Here is a 22180-nt window from a genome sequence, read left to right as displayed (position 1 = left end):
TCATGACTTCCACCGCCGAGAACCCCCGGTCCGATCTCTCCACCTTCCGCGCGCTGGCGCGGCTCTACCCGTTCGCCCGACCCGTGGTGGGTCGGCTCTCGCTCGGACTCGTCAGCGCGCTGCTGGCGAGCCTCGCGGCGCTGGCCATCCCTCTGGTGCTCGAGCAGATCGTCGCCGGTCCCATCGCCACGGGCGACCCCGGCCAGATCACGTGGGGCGCCGTCGCGATCCTCGTGCTCGGGCTCATCGAAGCCGCGCTCGTGTGGGCGCGGCGCTGGTTCGTGCTGTCACCCGCGACGAAGGTCGAGTACGACCTGCGCACCAGCTTCTACGCGCGCCTGCAGCGCCTGCCCGTCTCCTTCCACGACCGGTGGCAGTCGGGTCAGCTCCTCAGCCGCATGATGCAGGACATCAGCATGCTGCGACGCTGGCTGGCGTTCGGGCTGGTGCTGCTCATCGTCAACCTGCTCACGATCCTCATCGGTATGGCGCTGCTGTTCAGCTGGCACTGGGCGCTGGGCCTCACGTTCCTGATCTGCTGCGCGCCGCTGTGGTACTCGGGCTACCGGTTCGAGAAGACGTACGGCGCCCTGACCCGGCAGAGTCAGGATCAGGCCGGCGACCTCGCGACCTCGGTCGAGGAGAGCGTGCACGGCATCCGCGTCCTGAAGGCGTTCGGGCGGGGCGCCCACGCGCTGCGCAAGTTCACCCGCCAGGCTGAGACGCTCCGTGAGACCGAGATCGACAAGGCGCGGTCGGTCGGCTGGATCTGGTTCTGGCTGGTGCTGCTCCCCGGCGTCGCGTTCGCGCTGTGCCTGGGCGTCGGCATCGTGCTCGTGCAGCTCGGGCAGCTCGGCATCCCCGCCCTCGTGGCCTTCTTCGCGATGGCCACCGTGCTGAGGTGGCCGATGGAGTCGATCGGATTCCTCTTCTCGTTCCTCCTCGATGCACGCACCGCGACCGACCGCCTGTTCGAGGTGTTCGACGAGGAGAACACGATCGTCGATCCGGAGAACCCGGTGACGATCGCCCACCCCCGTGGCGCTCTCGTGTTCGAGGACGTGCACTTCCGATATCCGGATGCTGCGGCATCCGAACGCGATCTGGTCGACGGGGTCGACCTCGTGCTGCGTCCGGGCGAGACGATGGCGCTCGTCGGGCTGACCGGCTGCGGCAAGACCACGCTCACGACTCTGCCGACGCGCCTCTACGACGTGACGGCCGGGAGGGTGACCCTCGACGGCGTCGACATCCGCGACCTCACGCTCGACGAACTGCGCACCCACATCGGCATGGCCTTCGAAGACGCCACCTTGTTCTCGCAGACCGTGCGCGAGAACGTGCTCCTCGGAAGAGAGGAGCTGGAGGCGGGCAGCGCCGAGGCCGACGAGGTGCTGCGCGAAGCCCTCGCCGTGGCCCAGGCCGCGTTCGTCTACGACCTGCCGGACGGCGTCGAGACGGTCATCGGAGAAGAGGGGATGAGTCTTTCCGGCGGCCAGCGCCAGCGGCTCGCGCTCGCACGGGCGGTCGCCGCGCGCCCCGCCGTGCTCGTGCTCGACGACCCGCTGTCTGCGCTCGACGTCGACACCGAGGCGCTCGTGGAGGATGCGCTGCGCGAGGTCATGGCGTCGACCACGGCGCTCATCGTCGCGCATCGGCCGTCGACCGTGACCCTCGCCGACCGCGTGGCGCTCATGGAGGCCGGACGCGTCACGGCGGTCGGCACCCACGCCGAGCTCCTCGCCACGAGCGACCACTACCGCTACGTCATCTCGAGCCTCGAGGGCGAGCAAGCCCGCATGCGGGAGAGGGAGGTGAACCTGTGAGCGCCCCCACCGTCTCAGGCACCAGCGGCGAAGACCGCTCCGACTACACGCGCGCCGAGAGCCGTTCGATCCGTCAGCGTTCGCTGCGGCTGCTGGGCTCGCTGCTCCTGCCGCTGCGCGCGCGGCTCGTGCTGGCCGCGGCGGTCCTGATCGTCTCGACGGCGCTGCAGGTTCTCGGCCCGCTGCTGATCGCCTACGGCATCAACTCGGCCCTGCCCGCGGTGATCGATCAGGCGAACTGGATGCCGACGATCGGCGTCGTGGCCGTGTATCTGGTCTCCGCGATCGGCGGTGCAGCCCTCATCGGCTGGTACGCCGTCGTCACCGCGCGCCTCACCCAGGCGGTCATGCTCGAGCTTCGCCGCCGCATCTTCCTGCACACGCAGCGCCTGAGCCTGGAGTTCCACGAGTCCTACACCTCGGGGCGCATCATCTCCCGCCAGACGAGCGACCTCGACACCATCCGCGAACTGCTGGACGGCGGCCTCAACGAGCTGGTGTCGGGTCTGCTGTACGGCGCGTTCACGCTGATCGCGCTGTTCATCCTCGACTGGCGCTCCGGCCTCGTGCTGCTGGTCGCCGGCATTCCGCTCTACGCGCTGATGCACTGGTTCTACGCGCGGTCTCAGCTGGTGTACCGCGAATCACGCGTGGTCAGCGCCAAGGTGATCGTGAAGTTCGTCGAGACGATGACCGGGATCCGGGCCGTGAAGGCGTTCCGCAAGGAGAAGCGCGACGACGAGGAGTTCGGCGAGCTGTCGGCCCAGTACCGCGAAGTCAACATGCGATCGATCCGGCTGTTCGGCACGTTCGAGCCCGGCTTGATGGTGATCGCCGCGTTCTCGGTCGCCGCCGTCCTGCTGTGGGGCGGGCTGCGGGTCGCCGACGGTGCCCTGCTGATCGGAACCCTGCTGTCGGCCGTGCTGTACGTGCGCAACTTCTTCTCGCCGCTCCAGGAGGTGGCGATGTTCCTCAACTCCTACCAGTCGGCGACGGCGGCGCTCGAGAAGGTCTCGGGCGTGCTCGAGGAGAAGCCCACCGTGCCCGACCCGACCGAGCCGATCGACCTCTGGACCTCGCGCGGGCACATCCGGTTCGACGACGTCGAGTTTAGCTACGTCGATGACCGCACCATCCTGCCGGACTTCACGCTCGACATCCCGGCGGGGCAGACGATCGCCCTCGTGGGGACGACGGGCGCGGGGAAGTCCACGCTCGCGAAGCTGATCGCGCGGTTCTACGACCCCACCCGAGGGGTCATCACCCTCGACGACATCGACCTCCGTCGGCTGCACCCGAAGGACCTGCGTCGCGCCATCGTGATGGTGACGCAGGAGGCCTACCTGTTCTCGGGCACGGTCGCCGACAACATCGCGCTCGGCAGACCCGACGCGACGTTCGAGCAGATCCAGGCGGCCGCTCGCGCGGTCGGCGCCGACACGTTCATCAGGGCGCTGCCGGACGGATACGACACCGACGTCAACAAGCGGGGCGGGCGCGTCTCGGCGGGACAGCGACAGTTGATCTCGTTCGCACGGGCGTTCCTCGCCGACCCGGCGGTGCTCATCCTCGACGAGGCCACGGCGTCGCTCGACATGCCGTCGGAGCGTCAGATCCAGGACGCACTGCAGACCCTGCTCGCCGACCGGACGGCGATCATCATCGCGCACCGTCTCTCGACGGTCGCGATCGCCGACCGGGTGCTCGTCATGGAGCATGGTCGCATCATCGAGGACGACACCCCCGAGACGCTCATCGCCGGCACGGGCAAGTTCGCCCAGCTGCACGCCGCGTGGCGGGAGTCGCTCGTCTGAGACGCGGGCACGGATGCCTTGACCCTCGCCCTGGCGGAGGTCGAGGCATCCGTCGCCCTCGCGGAGTGCGAGGCGCGGCGCGCGGCCCGACGGCGTCCCCGACTTCTGCAGAAGTTCGGGACGCCCCGGCAGACGTGGCCGTGCGCGGCGTGTCGCAGAATCGCGCAGTCGCGCGGGACGCCGGCCGGAGTCGAGGCTGCCCGGCCTGGGCTCGCTCGGTCGTGCTCGTCCCGGTCTGGGCTCGCCCCACAGGCGGAGCCTGGCCCTCCTCCGGGCTACAGGCGGATCTCGGCGATGACCTCGCCGTACTCCGTCTCGCCCACCACGGAGAAGCCGACGCGCTCGAAGAACGCCGCCGGCCCGCCCTCGCCGGCCTCGTAGATGACGTTGACGTGGTCGACGCCGCGGGAACGGGCCTCGTCGAGCAGGGACTCCACCAGGAAGCGGCCCAATCCGCGCCCCTGTTCGTCGGCATCGACATTGATGCGCCAGAGTACGGAGCGGAAGTGGTCCTGGGGGAAGTCCGGATCGAAGTTGGCGCTGACGAAACCGACGACATCGGCGCCGTCCAGCACGACGCGCTGCCACGAGGTCTGCGGATTGACCACGGTCGCGGCGATGCCGTAGCTCACGGGGGAGAGGAACTCCTCCTGCCCCGGCTTGAGCGACATGTTGTTGACCGCCACGATCGTGGTGGCGGACAGTTCCTCGAGCCGAAGTTCGGTCATGGAGTCAGGCTATCGCTCCGGGCATCCCAGCCCCAGACCGGAGTCCGGGAAATCGCCCTGACCCCGCCCAGGGTCCGCGCGCTCGCACGGGCCGGTGGCGCACGCCACCTCGCGCGTCGTGCCCACGGCGGAGCGAAGTATCTTGACGTCGAGATACTTTTCGCGGTGCATTAGGCTGGACGGAGACCTGAACGGAGACGACAACGGTGACTGAATCGACCATCATCTACACGTACACCGACGAGGCGCCTGCCCTGGCGACCGCCTCGTTCCTGCCGATCGTGCAGGCGTTCACGCGCCCCGCGGGCATCGATGTGGAGACGCGTGACATCTCGCTCGGGGGACGCATCCTCGCGGCCTTCCCGCAGAAGCTCACTCCGGAGCAGCAGGTCGGCGACGCCCTCGCCGAGCTCGGCGGACTCGCGACGCTCCCCGAGGCGAACATCATCAAGCTCCCCAACATCTCCGCGTCGATCCCGCAGCTGAAGGGCGCGATCGCCGAGCTGCAGGCCGCCGGCTACGACATCCCCGATTATCCGGATGACGCTCAGACGCTGGAGCAGAAGGACATCCGGGCGCGGTACGACCGCATCAAGGGTTCGGCGGTCAACCCCGTGCTCCGCGAGGGCAACAGCGACCGCCGGGCACCGCTGTCGGTGAAGAACTATGCGCGCAAGCATCCGCACGTGAACAAGCCGTTCCCCGAGGGCTCGAAGACCCGCGTCGCCACCATGGGGCATGACGACTTCAAGAGCAACGAGAAGTCGTGGGTCGCGGCCCATGACGACGTCCTGACGGTGCAGCACGTCGCCGCCGACGGCACGGTCACGGTGCTCAAGAGCGATTTGAAGGTGCTGCCGCGCGAGATCATCGACGCGACGTTCCTCTCGGCCTCCGCTCTCGACGCCTTCCTCGCCGAGACCCTGGCCGCGGCCAAGGCCGAAGACGTCCTCTACTCCGTGCACCTCAAGGCCACGATGATGAAAGTCAGCGACCCGATCATCTTCGGTCACGTCGTGAAGGCGTACTTCCCCGATGTCTTCGAGAAGTACGGCACGGCGATCGCCGAGGCCGGCCTCACGCCCAACAACGGGCTCGGCTCGATCCTGTCGGGGCTCGGCTCACTCACGCAGGGCGCCGAGATCGCAGCGGCCGTCGAGGCCGACCTCGAGAACGGCCCCCGCCTCTCGTACACGAACTCCGACAAGGGCATCACGAACCTGCATGTCCCGTCCGACGTCATCGTCGATGCGTCGATGCCCGCTCTCGTCCGCAACGGCGGAAAGCTCTGGGGCGTCGACGGCGACGAAGACGACACGCTCGCCGTCATCCCCGACTCGTCGTACGCGAGCGTCTACCAGGCGGTCATCGACGATGTGATCGCGCACGGTCCGCTGGATCCGACCACGATCGGCACCGTGCCGAACGTCGGACTCATGGCGCAGGCGGCCGAGGAGTACGGCAGCCACGACAAGACGTTCGAGATCGCGGCGCCCGGCGTGGTGCAGATCCTCGACAGCGCGGGCGAGGTGCTCATCTCGCACGAGGTCTCGACGGGCGACATCTGGCGCGCGACCCAGACAAAGCACATCCCGGTCATCGACTGGGTGCGGCTGGCCGCCGGACGCGCGCGCGCCACGGGCGTTCCCGCGGTGTTCTGGCTCGACGTCAACCGCGCACACGATGCGCAGCTGATCGCCAAGGTGCACCAGGCTCTCGCGACGCTCGACGCGCACGACGTGCAGATCCTGATCCTGGCTCCCGAAGAGGCGACGCGCTACACGCTGGCACGCCTCCGCAAGGGCGAGGACACGATCTCGGTCACCGGCAACGTGCTGCGCGACTATCTCACCGACCTGTTCCCGATCCTCGAGGTCGGCACGAGCGCCAAAATGCTCTCGATCGTCCCGCTGCTCGCCGGCGGCGGACTGTTCGAAACGGGCGCGGGCGGTTCGGCGCCGAAGCACGTCCAGCAGCTCATCGAGGAGGACTACCTGCGATGGGACTCCCTGGGCGAGTTCTTCGCGCTCGCCGCGTCGCTCGAGCACCTGTCCGAGTTCACCGGGAACACGAAGGCTCACGTGCTGGCCGAGACGCTGGATGCCGCGACCGGCACGTTCCTCGAGAACGACAAGTCGCCCGGTCGCAAGCTCGGATCGATCGACAACCGAGGCAGCCACTTCTACCTGGCGCTCTACTGGGCGCAGGAGCTCGCGGCCCAGAAGACCGATCCCGAGCTGGCCGCCGTGTTCGCGCCGGTCGCTGAGGCGCTCGCCGCGGAGGAGCAGAAGATCGTCGCGGAGCTGAACGCCGACCAGGGCTCGCCCGTCGACGTCGGCGGCTACTACCGCCCGAAGCCCGAGCTGGTCGACGCGGTCATGCGTCCGTCCGCGACATTCAACGGGATCGTCGACGTCATCAGCTGACGGCGGCGCAGCCTGACGAGGAGCGGATGCGGCCGCATCCGTTCCTCGTCCCCGGGTGTGAGCGTCCCTGACTTCTGCGAAGCAGGCGAAGCGTCGCGGGCGCCTGTCGTGTTCGCGCGGTCGGCGGCGAGAAGCGTCAACGGTGTGCAGAAGGCGGGCACGGCCCGCCGCTGATCCACCCCGCCAGGTCTTCCCTGCCACCACGTTCCACCCGGGTCTGTCAGGTGGCGCGGGCGCCGCGCTTCGCCGGTCAGCCGATCGGGCGCGGCCCCTGAACGACCGCGACCCCGCCGGCCGGCACGTGCACGGCGGCCGTCACCTCGCGGCCGGTGACGAGGTCGACTCCGGATGCCGCGACCTCGGCGTCTCGGTCGCCGTGGTTGATCGCGAACAGCCACGACGCCGCGGCGCCCACCCGGCGGACGGTCTCGACGCCGTCGACGACGGGCAGGCGCGGCGTCACCCGCGATGCGGCCGCGATCGTGTCGACGAGGTCGGAGAAGCCCTCATGCACGTCGGCGGAGACGTACCAGGCCTGCCCCGCGCCGACGGAGCGGCGGGTCACGGCGGGGAGCCCGGACAGCGAGCCCTCGGCGTAGGTGTCGACGACCTCCGCGTCGATGGCCCGTAAGCGCTCGGTCCAGTCGCGGGCGACGGCGCCCGAGGCGAGACGTGTGGCTGCGCCCTCGAGAAGCGGGGTGAACTCCTCGACGAACACTCCGAGCAGGTCCCGGAAAGCGCCCGGGTACCCGCCGAGGCGCACGCGGCCCTCGCCGTCGACGACACCCGACAGGTGGCCGATCACGACGGTCGCACCCGCCGCGGCCGCCGCGGCCAGCGCGGCGGCGGCGTCGTCGTCGGTCGCGTACATACCCGGGACGACCAGCATCTCGTAGCCGCTCAGATCGGCGGTCGGGGGGATGACGTCGGGGCCGTGACCGCGCCGCGACAGCTCTTCGTGCCACCGGCGGCCGGCGCGCTCGATCGGGTAGTCGTGCAGCGGGGGCTGAGCCTCCTCCCACGCCCATTTCGCGGGGATGTCAGCCACGATCGCGACGCGCGAGCGCTCCACGAGGCTGCCCGCCAGCGGAGCGAGGCGCTCGACGAGCCGCCCGAGCTGGACGACCTCGCGCCACTGCCGGGTCTCGGTGCCCGCGTGCGGAACCATCGCCGAGTGGTACTGCTCGACGCCGGATGCCGATGCGCGCCACTGGAAGAACAGCGCCCCGTCCGATCCGTGGGCGATGTGCTGCACGCTGTGGCGCGTCATCTCGCCGGGGGCCTTCGGCGGGTTGCGGGGCTGCCAGTTGACCGCACTCGTGGAGTGCTCCATCAGCAGCCACGGGCGACGGCGGTCCAAGCCCCGTGCGCGGGAGGCGACGAAGGCCAGATCGGTCTCGCGGTGCGGGTCGGCGGCCACGGTGTAGTGGTCGATGGCGACGACATCCAGGTCGGGCACCCAGTCCGCGTAGTCGGCGACGCTGCCGCCGACGGTGAGCATGAGGTTCGTCGTGACGGGCGTGACGACGCCGGCCGACCGCAGGGCATCGCGCTCGCGGCGGTACTGGTCGCGCAGGGCGTCGGAGCTGAAGCGGTCGTAGGCGAGCAGCAGCGACGGGCTCGTCCCCGATTCGCTCGCGAGCGGAGCGGTGATGTCGTCGAACCCGCGGTACCGCAGACCCCAGAACGCGGTGCCCCACGCGGCGTTCACCGCGTCGATCGTGCCGTAGCGGTGCCGGCACCACTCGCGGAAGGCCGCGGTCGACGCGTCGCAGTAGCAGAGCCGATTGCCGCCGCCCAGCTCGTTGCCCACGTGCCACATGCGCACGGCCGGGTGGGTGCCGTAGCGCTCTCCCAGCCGCGCAGCGATGCGGGCGGAGTAGTGGTGCCACGTCGGGTGGCTGGCGCACCAGCCGAGACGCCCGCCCTCGCGGAAGCGGATGCCCCGCCTGTCGACCGGGATGATCTCGGGGTGCGCGCGTTGCAGCCAGACCGGCGGAGCCGCCGTGGGCGTCGCCATGTCGATGCCGATGCCGGCGTCGCTCAAGCCGGCGACGACGCGGTCGAACCAGTCCCAGTCCCAGACATCGTCGTCGACCTCGAGGAAGCTCCACGCGAAGACCCCGAGCGTGACGGTGTTCACCCGGGCCTCGCGCATCAGGTCGAGGTCGTCCTGCCACACCGATTCCGACCACTGCTCGGGGTTGTAGTCGCCGCCGAAGAGAAGAGCGCCGTCCGTGATCGTCATGCGAGTCTCCTCGCCGCCTCCGCGTGATGGACGACGGCGGAGAGCGGATGCCTCGGCGACAGGTCGGCAAGGGCGACGGCGCCGTCGATCCCCACACCGCGCGGCTCGACGAGACGGATCGCGATGGGCGCGGCGCCCCTCGAAAGGTCGGCGGCGTCGAGCTCCCGATCGAACGACTCCCGCAGCAGGCGGGAGCGGAACACGCCTCCGATCGCGCACACCGAGAGCGTGGCGTCCTCGGGTCGGGCCACCCGTCGAAGCGACGCGATGACACTCTGCGCCAGCTCGTGCGCGGCCTGCCGCGTGATCTTCTCGGCGACCTCGTCCCCCTGGACTGCGAGGCGGGCGACATCGGCGGCGAACGACGCCACCACCTGCACGCGCCCTTCGTCTCCCTGCAGCTGGATGTAGGCCTGGGTGAGGTCGGGCCAGTGACCGCGGACGACCTCGGTCAGGGCCGTCGGCTCACCGCGGCCGTCGAACGCGCGCATGACAGCTTCGAGGGCCTCCCGGCCGATCCAATATCCGCTGCCGGCGTCGCCCATGAGATAGCCCCAGCCGTCGACCCGTGCGACGGCGTCGGCCCCGACCGCGAGAGTGACCACTCCGGTGCCCGACGCGACCACCGAACCGTGTGCGTCGCCGAGGGCGCCCAGGAACGACGTGGTCGAGTCGTGGGCCAGGACGACCTCGTGGATGCCGGTGTCGGCGAGCATCGACAGGAGCACATCCGGATCGGCGTCCCGATCGGTGAGCCCCGAGATACCCGCTGTGACCACATCGGCATGGGCCCCCGTGCGTGCGAGCGCCGCGCGCACGACGTCGGCCACCTGCGGCAGCAGCGCTTCGTGCGTGCGGATGCCGCCGAAGAGCAGATCTTCGGAGGACCGGCCGCTCACGAGTCGCACCTTCATGCCGCTCTGACCGGCGTCGATCGCCAGCACCGCTCTGGTGGTCATGCTCGTGCTCCCGTCAGCGCTGCCCCGTAGACCTCGCGCAGGTATTCTCCCGCGGGTTTGGCGTACGGGCAGTAGTCGTCGTTCGCGCCGGCGTCCTCCGGCCGATAGAGCGTGGCCGGCCAGTCCCAGAGCATGAACCCGCCCACCCAGGGGCGCTGCGCGCACGCCGTGAACATCGCACGGTAGTAGCGCAGCTGCTCGTCTCCCGACGGCTCTCCCGGCAGCGACCAGTCGTTCGGCAGATCCGGTGAGCCGGTGCGGCTCGGACAGCCCGCCTCCATGAAGAAGAACGGCTTGCCGGATGCCGCGACCACGGCTTCGATGCGGTCGAGCTCGTGCTCCCAGGTGTCGATGGGGTAGTAGCCGCTGGAAGAGACGAGGTCGACCGCATCCCACCACGCGACGTGGTCTTCCTGGTACTTGTCGCAGTTGTACGTGATCAGGCCGGAGTACACGGCGCGCACATCGGCGATCAGCGCCCGCCAGTGCGCCTCCTGGCCGTCGGCGCGCACCATCTCGCACCCGATGCAGAGCATCTCGCACTGCTCGGCGGCAGCGAGCTCGGCCGCGTGCAGGATGAAGGCGCGGTAGGACGCGAACCAGTCGCTCCAGCTGGGCTCGCGCGGCACGTCCCAGTCGAAGAAGCCGATGTGCGCACGCCACGTGCCGTCGGCACAGTTGACCACCGGCTTGAGGCACACCTGGAGCCCGAGGCTCTTCGCCTCGCGGATCGCCCAGACGATCTCGTCATCGGTCGCGGTCGGTGCTTCCAGGAAGCCGATCTCGGTGCTGAAGGGGGTCTCCTGCAGGGCCGAGTAGGCCAGGGCCGTCCAGTTGACGCCGTGCTCGGCCATCCGGGCCATCGAATCCGCGGCCGCAGCGGTCGCCCATGTGCCGCGGGTGCCGACCCATCCCCAGGTCATGCCGCACACCGGCGGGTACGGCCAGGCGGCGGCCGTGGGTTCGACCGTCACGAGGCGACCAGCTCATTGGCCGTGCGCAGGACTGCGGGGTGCGAGAGGGCGGGCGCCTGTGCCGAGGTGAGGCCGTGAACGTGGACCGTCACCGATTCGCCGGGCAGGAGCGTGATGAGTCCGTCGCCGGCGTGCGCGCCGGGCGCGACCTTGTCGACGAGGAGCGTCAGGTCGCGGACGAGTCCTCGCGTGGTCAGCGTGACATCGACTCCGCCGTCCACCTCGGTGACCGAGAGGGCGACCGTGGCGGTCTGGAGGGCGCTGTCTCGCGGCTCGGCGAAGAACCAGAAGCCGCGCACACCGTCGACCTCGGCCACGATCAGTTCGCGGGAGGTGTCGCCCGCGACGGCCACGTCGTCGGGCAGACGCACCGTCGCCGTGCCGCGTGCGTCCACCGCCACGCGGGTGACCGCGCGGGCGAGCTCCGTGCCGTCGAAGTCGAGGCGCCTCAGGGTCAGCTCCCCGTCCACGGACTGAGCTGTGTCGTTGCCGACGATGACCGACAGCCCGTCTTCGCGCGGCTGCACCGTCACGAGGACGGGAGCGAAGGCCGCGCGCAGTGCGTGGAAGAGGGGCTTCGGGCGCTCGTCGCCGTCGATGGCCGCCCAGGACGTCACCGGCCAGCAGTCGTTCAGCTGCCAGACGATGGCGCCCATCGTGTGCGGCGCCCAGGAGCGGAAATGCTCGAGCGCGGTGCGCACGGCGATCGCCTGGTTGAGCTGCATCGCCCAGTGCCAACGGTCCATGTCGTCCGGGAAGCGGAAGTGAGGCACGAGTCCGCCGGTGAGCTTGACGTTCCCCTCCATGGCCTTCTGGTGGACGATCATCCCGGGCGACTCGGGCGTGAGCGGGCTGTCGCTGATGGAGCGCGTGAGGGTCGTCCAGGTGGGCGGGCCCTGCCAGCCGAACTCGGCGACGAAGCGGGGACGGTGCTCGCGGTAGGTGAGCCAGTCCCGTCGGTTCCACTGCTCCCACAGGTGCATCGAGCCGTGCTCTTCGTCGTTGGGGTGCAGGCGTGACCGGTGCTCCGGCTCCCCACGATCGTCCGCTGACCCGCCGTCGCCCGGGCTGAACGGCGACCCCGGCGCGTACGGAACGTGCGGCGCGAGTTCATCGATCAGGCGGGGGAAGAGGTCGTAGTAGTAGTAGGCGCCCCAGGTCTTGCCGTCGAGGCGCTGCTTCCACCCCCAGTCCTCGTAGCCCCAGAGGTTCTCGTTGTTGCCCGTGAGGAGCACGAGCGAGGGGTGCGATGCGAGCCGCACGATGTTCTCGCGGGCTTCCGCTTCCACCTCGGAACGCAACGGCTCCTCTTCGGCATAGGCGGCGCACGCGAAGAGGAAGTCCTGCCAGGTCAGCAGGCCGAGCTCGTCGCAGAGCCCGTAGAAGTCGTCGGACTCGTACAGCCCTCCGCCCCAGACGCGGATCAGGTTGAGGTTCGCGGCCAGCGCCTGCTCCAGCCGGCGCCGATAGCGCGCGCGGTCCACGCGGACGGGCAGGGCGTCGTCGGGAATCCAGTTGGCGCCCTTCACGAACACCGGCTGGTCGTTGACGATCAGGGTGAACGGCGTGCCCGCGGCATCCGGTTCGGTGTCCCAACGCACGGTGCGGAAGCCGACACGGCGATGCGTATCGTCGAGCACGACGCCGCCGACCTGGTCGAGGACGACGTCCACGACATAGAGGGGCTGATCGCCGTAGCCCGCAGGCCACCACCGCCGCACGTCCTCGAGTTCGATCCGACCACGCACCCGGTCGCCGTCCACGTCGATGACGGCGATCGGCAGCGATCCGGCGTCGAGACCGGGTCCGTCGACGGCGATCCGCAGAAGCAGCGGGGCGGCCGCGGCATCCGCTGCTCGTTCCAGCGTCACGTCCACGTCGATCGTCCCGCCATTGCCGTCGGGCGTGGCGACGACCCGCACCTCGGCGAGGCGCGCGACCGACCAGGACTCCAGGGCGACCGGCCCCACGATCCCGCTCGTGTACGTCGCGATGCCCCAGTCCCACCCGAAGTTGCAGGCGGACTTGCGGATCGCGTCGTACGGGAGGGGGTATGGTCGCTCGCGCTGTCCGAGGGCGAGGCTCTGAGCGTTGGCGTACTTGATCGGGGAGCGGAAGAGGATCTGCAGGGAGTTCTCGCCCGGCGTGAGCAGATCGCCCACGTCGAAGCGGTAGGACCGATGCTGGTTGGCGGTCTGTCCGAGCAGAGTTCCGTTGAGGCGGATCTCGGTCACCGTGTCGAGGCTCTCGAAGACGAGATCCGTGCGATCTGCCGTACCCGGCTCCGCGGAGAACACCGTGGAGTACGCCCAGTCGACGAGTCCGATCCACGCGAGCGCCGACTCGTTGTCATCGAGATACGGGTCGGGGATGAGGTCGGCACGCAGCAGGTCGGTGTGCACGCACCCCGGCACCTCCGCGGCGACGGTCCGCCGTGCGATCGAGTCGGGCACGGGGCCGGCCGTCGCCTGCAGCGACCAGCCCTGGTGGAGTTCGCGCCGATGAAGGCCGGTGCGCGTGCGGCTCCCGGTCTGCGTCGCGCTCACTTGACCGCTCCCGCCGTGAGACCGCGATAGATCCAGCGCTGCAGAAGCAGGAAAGCGAGGATCGTGGGGATGATGACGACGATCGTACCGGCGGCGATGATCTCCCACTGGGCGCCGAACGGTCCCTTGAACCGGAACAGCGAGGTCGAGATGAACCCCTCCGACGGCAGGTAGAGGAAGGGGGCGTAGAACTCGTTGTAGATGGCGATTCCCTTGATGATGACGACGGTCGCAATGGCGGGTTTGAGGAGAGGGAGCACGATGCGCCAGTAGATGGTCCACCGGTTCGCTCCGTCGATCATCGCCGCTTCATCCAGCGAGATGGGGATCGACTGCATGAACTGGATGAACAGGTACAGCGCGATCACGTCGGTGCCCATGAACAGCAGGATCAGTGCGGTCTTCGTGTCGTAGAGCCCGAGACCGTTGATCAGCTGGAAAGTGGCCACCTGGCTCGTCACACTGGGGATGAGCGTCGCGGTCAGGAACAGGGCCATCACGAGCTTCTTGCCGCGGAAGGCGAACCTGTCGATCGCGTACGCCGCCATGGTTCCGATGAAGATCGTGCCGACGAGCGAGACCACCAGCACGATCGTGGTGTTGATGAAGCCCTGCAGCATCTCGCCGCTCGTGAACGCGGTGACGAAGTTCGAGAAGTTGAACCAGTCGGCGGGCGGGTCGAAGGGTCCGGTCGCTGCGTATTCCTGCTTCGTCTTGAGGCTGGCGAAGAGCACGACAGACAGGGGCAGCAGCGTGAAGAGCGCACCCAGGATGAGGCTCACGTATTTGGCGGTGGTCGCACTCATGCCGCGCAGCCGCGCGCCGGGCGACATGCCCTTGATCTGCCGACCTGCGGCGAGGGAACGATCGGCCGTGGTCGTCATGTCAGGTCCACCTTGTCGTCGGGGAAGAGCTTGCGTTGGATGATCGTCACGATGACGACGATCGCCAGGAGCACCACGGCCATGGCGGAGGCGAGCCCCACCTGCCGGAACTGGAAAGCGGTCTGCAGCGTTTGGATGACGAACGTGGCCGAGCCGTTGGCTCCGCCGGTCATCACGAAGGGGATCTCGAAGACGCTCAGCGCGCCGGCGACCGCGAGGATGAAGGACAGGCCGATGATGCGCCGGATGCCGGGGAAGATCAGTGCCTTGAACTGCTGGAAGCGGTTCGCCCCGTCGAGCTCGGCGGCCTCGTAGAGTTCACGCGGGATCGACTGGATCGCGCCGAGGAACAGCACGAAGTTCAGGCCGGTGTAACGCCAGATCGACGTGCCGGCCAACGACCAGTTGATGATGTCGGGGTCGCCGAGCCACTGCGGGGGGTCGGTCACGCCCACCCACGACAGGACGGTGTCCAGCGTGCCGCCCGGCTGGAACAGGTAGAGGAAGACGAATCCGATCGCGACGCCGTTGATCAGGTACGGGAAGAACAGGATGCCGCGGAACAGGTTCTGGAATCGCGTCGAGAAGCTCAGGATCGTCGCGAAATACAGCGCGATGCCCATCTGGGCGAACGTGGCGATGAAGTAGTAGAGGCTCACACCGAACACGCTGAAGATGCGCGGATCCGTGAACACCCGGACGTAGTTGTCGAGACCGACGAAGTTCTTCGTCTGGTCGATGCCGTCCCAGTCGGTGACGCTGAAGTAGAAGAGGTTCAGCGCGGGCCAGTAGGTGAAGAGCAGGAGCAGTCCGAGAGCGGTGGCCAGGAACAGCCACGGCGTGAGTTTTCCCAGGAAGGTCTTTCCCGTGATCGGTCCGCTCGTCTGCCCGCCACCGCCTGTTCCGCGGCGCGGGCCGCGGAACAGGCGTGAGCGGACGGGAGCGGAGAGGCTGGCAGGTGCGCCGCTCGGGGCAGCCCCTTCGGTGGTGAGTGCCATGATGCTTCTCCGTGTTCCCTGAGTGTCAGCCGGCGGCGAGCTTGTCGACCGAGGCGCCCCAGCGCTCGTTCAGCTCGGCGAAGTAGCTGTCCTTGTCGCCGTCGGCGGCGCCGCGGGCGATGTCGATCAGCTTCTGGCGGTAGATCGGCCCGTACAGGTCGATCTGCGAGTCGTTCGAGGTGTCGGCCAGCAGGCTCTCCTTGCCGGCGGGAGCGGCGTTGATCTCCATGAGGCTGACGCCCGCGTCGGTGAATCCGGCGAGGTTGTCGGGGAGGTCCTTCGAGATGAGCGGTGAGATCATGCCCTGCGCCTCGGTGTAGCCCGACTCGGTGGCGACCCACTGGATCCACGCCCACGATGCGGCCTTCGCCTTGGAGTACTTGCTGATCGCGAGGTTGTAGTCGCCGGCGATGACGGCGTACTGCGTGTCGTCGACGTTGGCCGGGAATGCCATGTAGCCGATGTCGTCGGCGGATCCGCCGTTCTCCTCGGCCGCGGCCTGCATCTGCGAGATGGCCCATGAGCCGAGGGGCATCGTCGCGATCTTGCCCGTCGCCAGGTCGACCTTGGACTGCTCCCAGTTGGTCGTCAGCGGGTCCTCCTCGGTGTAGCCGTCGGCGACGGTGTCGAACAGCAGGGAGTCGATCGCATAGACGTCGGTGCCTTCGGTCCAGGGCGCCTTGTCCTCGGCCATCGTGATGGGTGCGTCGGGGTCGTTCGTGACGACGCCGAGGTTGCCGAAGCTCTGCGTGAGCGGCCAGCCGTCCTTGTAGTTCGTGTACATCGGGACGGCTTCGGTGTTGTCCTTGACGAGCTTCATCGCGGCGAGCCACTCATCCTCGGAGGTCGGCATGGTCGTGATGCCGGCCTCCGCGAAGACCTTCTTGTTGTAGACGATGCCGTTCGCGTTGCCGCCGAAGGCGATGCCGTATTGGGTGCCGTCGTAGCTGGAGGCGGGGAGGAACCGGTAGGTGTCCTCGAAGTCCGCGGTCTTGCCGAGTGGCTCGAGGAACTGGCTGAACTGGTTCGGCGACAGCGTGGGGATGCCGATGACGTCACCGAAGTTGCTCGTGCTCAGGCGGGTCTGCATCTCACCGGCGTAATCGGTGATGCCCTCGAATGTGACATTCACATCGGGGTACTTCGCCGTGAACTCCTCTGCGTACTTGTCGAAAGTGCCGTCAGCGATGAGGTCGGTGCGCCACGTGATGACCTTGATGTCGCCCTTCACCTCGCCGTCGATGGTGTTGCTCGCGTCGCCGGCGCCGCCGGAGGCGGAGCAGCCGGTGACGGCGATCCCCGCTACTGCCAGCAGCGTGAGGCTCGCCATTGCCCTTCTAGCCATGTGATTTCTCTCCTTGTCAGATTCACCCTTGAACTGAGGATGCGGATGCCGCCGCACCATCGCGCAGGTTGTCGCGGGGTAACGATAAGCACCCCGGGGCGCCCTTCGCAAGCACCGTATGACAACGCTGTCTGAGACTGTCTTTTCGTTATCCGGAATCCAAGACTGGCTTCGGACCTGGGATTTATCCGACCTTCAGCGCGGCCGATCCCTCGTAATGTCTGAGAAATGTCCATCGTCGTCATTTCGCCCCGCGCCTGTTAGGCTGACCGCATTCGACGACGAAAGGCAGACCATGGTGGCGCAGCAGCGAGCGACGCTCGAAGACGTCGCCCGGCTCGCAGGAGTGAGTTCCAAGACGGTCTCCCGCGTCTTCGCCAGTCGCGAGCTCGTCGCCCCCGACACGGTGGAACGCGTCCTGGCGGCGGCCAAGCGCCTGCGTTTCCGGCCGAACACGCTCGCCCGGAGTCTGCGGCGCGGAGGTGCGACCAACACCATCGGGTTCATCATGGGCGAGCTCGGCAACCCGTTCTACTACAAGGTCGCAGCGGGCATCGAGAGGGAGCTGGCGGCTCACGGCTACGCCCTCGTGGTCGCCACGACCGACGACACCCCCGAGGGCGAAGAGCGCGTGGCCGACGCGCTGATCGCTCAGCGGATCGGGGCGCTGCTGCTGATCCCGGTCGCCGACGACCAGTCCTATCTCGAGGGCGAGCGTCAACTCGGCACGCCGGTGATCACGATCGACCGCCCCGCACGCAACCTCGTCGCCGACTCGGTCGTACTCGCGAACCATCGGGGCGTCTTCGACGCGACGACGCGGCTGCTGCAACGCGGCCACCGGCGCATCGGCTACGTCTGCAACCCCGCCTCGGTGTACACGCAATCGGAGCGGTTGCGCGGCTACCGCGATGCCCTCGCCGTCTACGGCATCCGCGACAGTGCGCGGTGGGAGCGCCTCGTCGACGATCTGAGCGTGCCGCCGGACCGGGTGGTCGGCGGCCTCCTCCGCGGAGAGGACCCGCCCACGGCGCTGATCGCAGGCAACAACCGCATGACGATCGGGGCCCTCCGCATCATGCGTGACGATGACCACGAGCGCCAGACCGCGCTGGTGGGCTTCGACGACTTCGACACCGCCGATGTCATCGGCGTGACGGTGGTCAGCTACGACCCGCAGGAGCTCGGGCGGCGCGCCGCGATGCTCGCCCTGGAGCGGATCGGCGATCCCGCGGCGTTCACCCGACAGATCGAATTGCCCACGTGGATCGTGGAGCGGGGAACGGGCGAGCGCCCACCCCAGGAAGGACGACCTCGTGCAGAACGTTGACACGACGGATGTCGAGCCGACGGAGGAACGAGACATGGGCGGTCTCATCCACCTGGAGGCGAATGGCGTCGCGGTGGTGCTGGATGCCGGACCCGGCGGACTCCCGTCGGTGCTGCACTGGGGCGCGCCGCTCGGAGGAGCCCGTCTGACCGGGCTCGCCGCGGCGGTGAGCAGGCAATCGTCGCCGGGGACGCTCGACGCCGCCTGGCAGCTCTCGCTGTCGCCGCAGGAGGGCGACGGTTGGACGGGCCGACCAGGGATGCAGCTGCGCCGTCACGGCGTCCAGCACCATCCGCGCTGGCACGTGCGGTCGATCGCCGCGGATACGTCGACCTGCGCGATCATCGCCGACGACGAGGCATCCGGACTCCGATTCGAAGCCCGTCTCACGGTCGAGCGCGGGGGAGTCGTGTGGGTCGCGCACACGCTGCGCCACACCGGTGCGGACGCCGTCGCCGTCGAGGTCGAATGGCTCGAAGCCACCATGCCCGTCCCCACGACGGCCGATACCCTCACCACTTTCGACGGCCGCTGGACCCGCGAGAAGCGGCCCGTCACGACACCCCTGCCGGCCGGCTCGACCGTGCGGCAGTCCCGCCGGGGGCGTCCGGGTCACGACTCGCCGACGATGCTGATCGCCTCGGAGAGCCGGCCCCTGTGGGGGGCGGGGCGCAGCTGGTCGACGCATCTGGCGTGGTCGTCGGATTCCTCCTACCGGGTGGACCGTGTCACCGACGCCGTCACGTTGATCGGCGCGGGGGAGCTGCTGCGTCCCGGGGAGATCGTCCTCGGTCCCGGCGACGAGTACGCCGCCCCGCGCGCAGCCTTCGTTCACTCCTCGTCGGGTCTCGACGGCCTGGCCGAGCGTGTGCACTCGTGGATGAGGGCGCGGCCGCAGCATCCGCGTACCCCCCGGCCCCTCGTGCTGAACACGTGGGAGGCGGTGTACTTCGACCACGACCCCGCGCGGCTCGATGCGCTCGCGGAGCGCGCTGCCGACGTCGGGATCGAGCGGTTCGTGCTCGACGACGGCTGGTTCCTCGGCCGGCGCGACGACACGACCAGCCTCGGCGACTGGGTCGTCGATCGCTCCGTCTGGCCCGACGGTCTGACACCGCTCGCAGACAGGGTTCACGCGCTCGGAATGCAGTTCGGGCTGTGGTTCGAGCCCGAGATGGTCAGCCTCGACTCCGACGTCGCGCGGGCGCACCCGGAGTGGCTGCTCCACGACCCGGGTCATCTCCGACATGACGAGCGGGTGTCCTGGCGGTCGCAGTACGTCCTCGACCTCGCTGTACCGGGTGCGTACGACCACGTGTGCGGGCAGATCTCGACGCTGGTGTCATCGTTGGGGATCGACTTCATCAAATGGGACCACAACCGGGACCTCGTCGAGAGCGTGCACGAGGGCCGACCGGGCGGGCACGCACAGATGCTCGCGGTCTACCGACTCATCGCCGAGCTCAAGGAGCGGCATCCCGGTCTCGAGATCGAATCGTGCTCGAGCGGTGGCGCGCGCACCGACCTCGGCATCCTGGACGTCTGCGACCGCGTGTGGGCGAGCGACTCGAACGATCCCGTCGAGCGTCAGGACATCCAGCGGTGGACCGGGCTGCTGCTGCCGCCGGAGCTCGTGGGCGCCCACGTCGGGCCGACGACGTCGCACAGCTCCGGCCGTACGACCGCGCTGTCGTACCGGATGGCGACCAGCCTGATGGGTTCGGCAGGCTTCGAATGGGACATCCTGTCGTGCGACGACGAGGAGACCGCAGCCATCCGCCGGTTCGGCGACCTGTACCGCGAGCTGCGCCCGGTGATCCACGCCGGGAGCGTCGTGCACCCCGACCTGCGGGATCCGGCATGGCGTGTGACCGGGTTCGTCGCCGAAGAGGAGGCCGTGGTGATCGTGGCGACGGTCGCCAGCCTCGAAGACGCGCGGGCCGAGAGGCTGCGCATGCCCGGGCTCGACGAGTCGCGGACGTACCGTGTGCGGGTGCGGCGTGAGATCGGGGACGCCGCGTACGGGTGGATCGCACCGGAGTGGTTCACGGCCGGCGAGATCGAGCTCTCGGGTGCCGTGCTCGCCCAGGTCGGCCTGCAGCTGCCGACGCTCTGGCCCGTACAGGCGTTCGTGCTGCACGTGACGGCCGTCTGACGCCGGGTTGCCGTGTGACGCCGTCCCCACCTTCTGCTTCGCGGGGCAGGAGGACGCTGTCGTCGTCCCAGGCACGGCGTTCAGGGCGGGTGCGCAGAAGTTCGGGACCGTGGAGCCGGTGAACCGGTCGCCGCGCCGCCGGATCAGCCCTGCTGGAGGAGCGCCAGCTGGGAGTAGAGCCCGCCCTATTCGACGAGCTGTTCGTGGGTGCCCGTCTCGACGATATGCCCGCCCCGGACGACCACGATCAGGTCGGCGCCGCGCACGGTGGAGAGCCGATGGGCGACCACGAGCGTGGTCCGTCCGTGCCGGGCTCGATCGAGGGCCTCGGTCACCTTCGCCTCGGAAGCGGGATCGAGTGCGCTGGTGGCCTCGTCGAGCACCAGGATGCGCGGGTCGCGGATGAGTGCACGAGCGATCGCGAGCCGCTGGCGCTGTCCGCCGGAAAGTCGCGAGCCGCGCTCGCCGACGAGGGTGTCGAGCCCATCCGGTGCGCCGTCGATGATGTCGAGCGCGTTCGCGTCTCGGAGCGCCCCCAGGATGTCGTCGTCGCTCACGTCGGTCGTGCCGTACGCGACGTTCTCGCGGATGGTGCCGGCCAGGAGCACCGTCTCCTGCGGGACGATCGAGATGCTGCGACGGAGAGCCCGGAGGTCGAGTCCGGCGAGGTCTGCGCCGTCCACGAGCACCGCGCCGGAGGTGGGGCGGACGAAGCCGAGGACGACGTTCAGGATCGTTGACTTGCCCGAGCCGGACGGGCCCACGAACGCGACGGTCTGGCCCGGTCGGATCTCGAGGTCGACGCCGTCGAGAGCCGGGCGGTCTTCGTCGTCGGGGTACCGCACCACCACGTCGCGCAGCGCGATCTCGCCGCGCACCCGCCCGGGGTCGGCTTTGCCCTGGTTCTGTTCCACGTCGAGCTCCTCCGCGACGTCGGCGATCGACCGGATCGCATCGAGCCCGCGCGTCAGGATCGGCGCGACGTTCATGAGCATGACGATCGCGTTGGTCAGCAATCCGAAGTACGTGCTCAGCAGCACCACCTGGCCCGGCGTGATCGAGATGACACCGGTGATCGCGACCGATGCCGCCCCGACGAGGCACAGCAGCCCGAGCACCTGGTAGGAGATCCACGAGATCGCGCCGAAACGCCCGTTGACCAGGTCGAGGTCGCGGCCGGCGCGTCGCACCGAGTCGGCGCGCTCCGCCACCCGGGCGGTCGCGACATCCTCCAGGCCGTGCCCACGCGTGATCGGCATGAGGGCGGCCATCTCGGTCACCTGGGCCGACAGCTGCTCGACCTCGCGGCGGAAGGCCTCGTTGCGCTCGGCGGCGCGCCGTCGGATGTACGTGATCAGCAGGGCGGCGACGGGGATCGCCAGCGCGAACACGACGACGAACTGCGGCACGCTGAGCGCAGTGACCACGATGGCGCCGACGAGGGTGGATGCCGCGGACACGACGGTCGGGAACAGCTGCGCGAGCATCAACTCGAGGTTCTCGACGTCTCGGACGATCTTGGTCTGCACCACGGAGGCGCTCTGCCGGTTGTGGTAGCCGAACGACAGCCGCTGCAGGCGCGCCGCCAGACCCGTACGGACCGCGTAGGCGACCGAGCGCGTCGCGTCACTGGTCAGGCGCACCACGATCATGCTGAACGGGTAGTTCAGCAGCAGCAGCGCCAGCGCCAGGCCGGCCCACACCCCCACGTGCCACAGCGGTCCGCCGGCGACCACGATGTCGATGATGGCCGCCGTCACCGGGGGGAGCACCCACGCGGGGCTGTCCTTGATGACGAACGCGAAGACCGCGAAGATCATGCCGCGGCGGTGAGGACGCAGGAGGCGGAACAGGGAGCGCAGCGGCTCGGCCCGTCGGACGCTGCGGGTCAGCAGCGCCTCGGAGTCGACGAGGGGGATGCGTCCGGTGCGGGGAGCGGGCATGAGT

14 protein-coding genes are annotated in these 22180 nt (G+C 69.0%); 5 read left to right on the top strand and 9 right to left on the bottom strand.

All coding sequences use genetic code 11. The features are described from left to right. Positions 1–2: 2 nt before the first annotated feature. Positions 3–1826 (top strand): ABC transporter ATP-binding protein, encoded by a 1824-nt coding sequence (locus ACFM35_RS09355; RefSeq protein WP_378841293.1) that lies wholly within the window; start codon positions 3–5, stop codon positions 1824–1826. Beyond that, positions 1823–3640: an ABC transporter ATP-binding protein gene (locus ACFM35_RS09350; RefSeq protein ID WP_378841291.1), complete on the top strand. Its 1818-nt coding sequence runs from the start codon at positions 1823–1825 to the stop codon at positions 3638–3640. The genes ACFM35_RS09355 and ACFM35_RS09350 overlap by 4 nt, the downstream gene beginning before the upstream one ends. A gap of 275 nt (positions 3641–3915) precedes the next feature. On the opposite strand, the gene ACFM35_RS09345 is transcribed toward ACFM35_RS09350, so the two are convergent. Beyond that, on the bottom strand, positions 3916–4368 hold the full coding sequence (locus ACFM35_RS09345) for a GNAT family N-acetyltransferase (RefSeq protein WP_378841289.1): 453 nt from the start codon (positions 4366–4368) through the stop codon (positions 3916–3918). Between the two features lie 206 nt (positions 4369–4574). Here ACFM35_RS09345 and ACFM35_RS09340 point away from each other — a divergent pair, with 206 nt between their 5' ends. Next, positions 4575–6794, top strand: coding sequence for an NADP-dependent isocitrate dehydrogenase (locus ACFM35_RS09340; protein WP_378841287.1), 2220 nt, complete (start codon positions 4575–4577; stop codon positions 6792–6794). 250 nt (positions 6795–7044) lie between these two features. Here the strand turns inward: ACFM35_RS09340 and ACFM35_RS09335 are convergent, their stop codons facing one another. From ACFM35_RS09335 to ACFM35_RS09305, 7 genes are read right to left on the bottom strand one after another with little or no spacing between them, the layout of a single operon-like run. Further along, complete coding sequence (locus tag ACFM35_RS09335; RefSeq protein ID WP_378841285.1) at positions 7045–9042, bottom strand: beta-galactosidase; 1998 nt, start codon at positions 9040–9042, stop codon at positions 7045–7047. Beyond that, a complete protein-coding gene (locus ACFM35_RS09330) occupies positions 9039–10001 on the bottom strand; it encodes an N-acetylglucosamine kinase (protein ID WP_378841284.1) in 963 nt (320 codons plus the stop codon). Before ACFM35_RS09330 ends, ACFM35_RS09335 begins: the two co-directional genes overlap by 4 nt. Then, positions 9998–10975 (bottom strand): glycoside hydrolase family 113, encoded by a 978-nt coding sequence (locus tag ACFM35_RS09325; protein ID WP_378841281.1) that lies wholly within the window; start codon positions 10973–10975, stop codon positions 9998–10000. Before ACFM35_RS09325 ends, ACFM35_RS09330 begins: the two co-directional genes overlap by 4 nt. Continuing rightward, complete coding sequence (locus ACFM35_RS09320; RefSeq protein ID WP_378841279.1) at positions 10972–13521, bottom strand: glycoside hydrolase family 2 protein; 2550 nt, start codon at positions 13519–13521, stop codon at positions 10972–10974. The genes ACFM35_RS09325 and ACFM35_RS09320 overlap by 4 nt, the downstream gene beginning before the upstream one ends. Continuing rightward, positions 13518–14405: a carbohydrate ABC transporter permease gene (locus tag ACFM35_RS09315; protein WP_378841277.1), complete on the bottom strand. Its 888-nt coding sequence runs from the start codon at positions 14403–14405 to the stop codon at positions 13518–13520. The genes ACFM35_RS09320 and ACFM35_RS09315 overlap by 4 nt, the downstream gene beginning before the upstream one ends. Beyond that, positions 14402–15403: a carbohydrate ABC transporter permease gene (locus ACFM35_RS09310; protein WP_378841275.1), complete on the bottom strand. Its 1002-nt coding sequence runs from the start codon at positions 15401–15403 to the stop codon at positions 14402–14404. Before ACFM35_RS09310 ends, ACFM35_RS09315 begins: the two co-directional genes overlap by 4 nt. Before the next feature lie 25 nt (positions 15404–15428). Beyond that, positions 15429–16733 (bottom strand): ABC transporter substrate-binding protein, encoded by a 1305-nt coding sequence (locus ACFM35_RS09305; RefSeq protein ID WP_378841273.1) that lies wholly within the window; start codon positions 16731–16733, stop codon positions 15429–15431. 310 nt (positions 16734–17043) lie between these two features. Between ACFM35_RS09305 and ACFM35_RS09300 the strand changes: the two genes are divergently transcribed. Further along, positions 17044–18078 carry a LacI family DNA-binding transcriptional regulator gene (locus ACFM35_RS09300; RefSeq protein ID WP_378841271.1) on the top strand — a complete coding sequence of 345 codons (1035 nt, stop codon included), beginning with the start codon at positions 17044–17046 and terminating at the stop codon, positions 18076–18078. Further along, positions 18065–20233: an alpha-galactosidase gene (locus ACFM35_RS09295; protein ID WP_378841269.1), complete on the top strand. Its 2169-nt coding sequence runs from the start codon at positions 18065–18067 to the stop codon at positions 20231–20233. The genes ACFM35_RS09300 and ACFM35_RS09295 overlap by 14 nt, the downstream gene beginning before the upstream one ends. A 185-nt stretch (positions 20234–20418) precedes the next feature. Here ACFM35_RS09295 and ACFM35_RS09290 read toward each other — a convergent pair whose 3' ends face one another. Next, the gene (locus ACFM35_RS09290; RefSeq protein WP_378841267.1) at positions 20419–22176 is read right to left on the bottom strand and encodes an ABC transporter ATP-binding protein; all 1758 of its coding nucleotides are present in this window, start codon (positions 22174–22176) and stop codon (positions 20419–20421) included. Between the last annotated feature and the right edge of the window lie 4 nt (positions 22177–22180).

Origin of the sequence: Microbacterium songi (assembly GCF_042747925.1) — a bacterium.
Lineage (GTDB): Bacteria > Actinomycetota > Actinomycetes > Actinomycetales > Microbacteriaceae > Microbacterium.
This window is presented reverse-complemented; position numbering and strand designations above follow the sequence as displayed.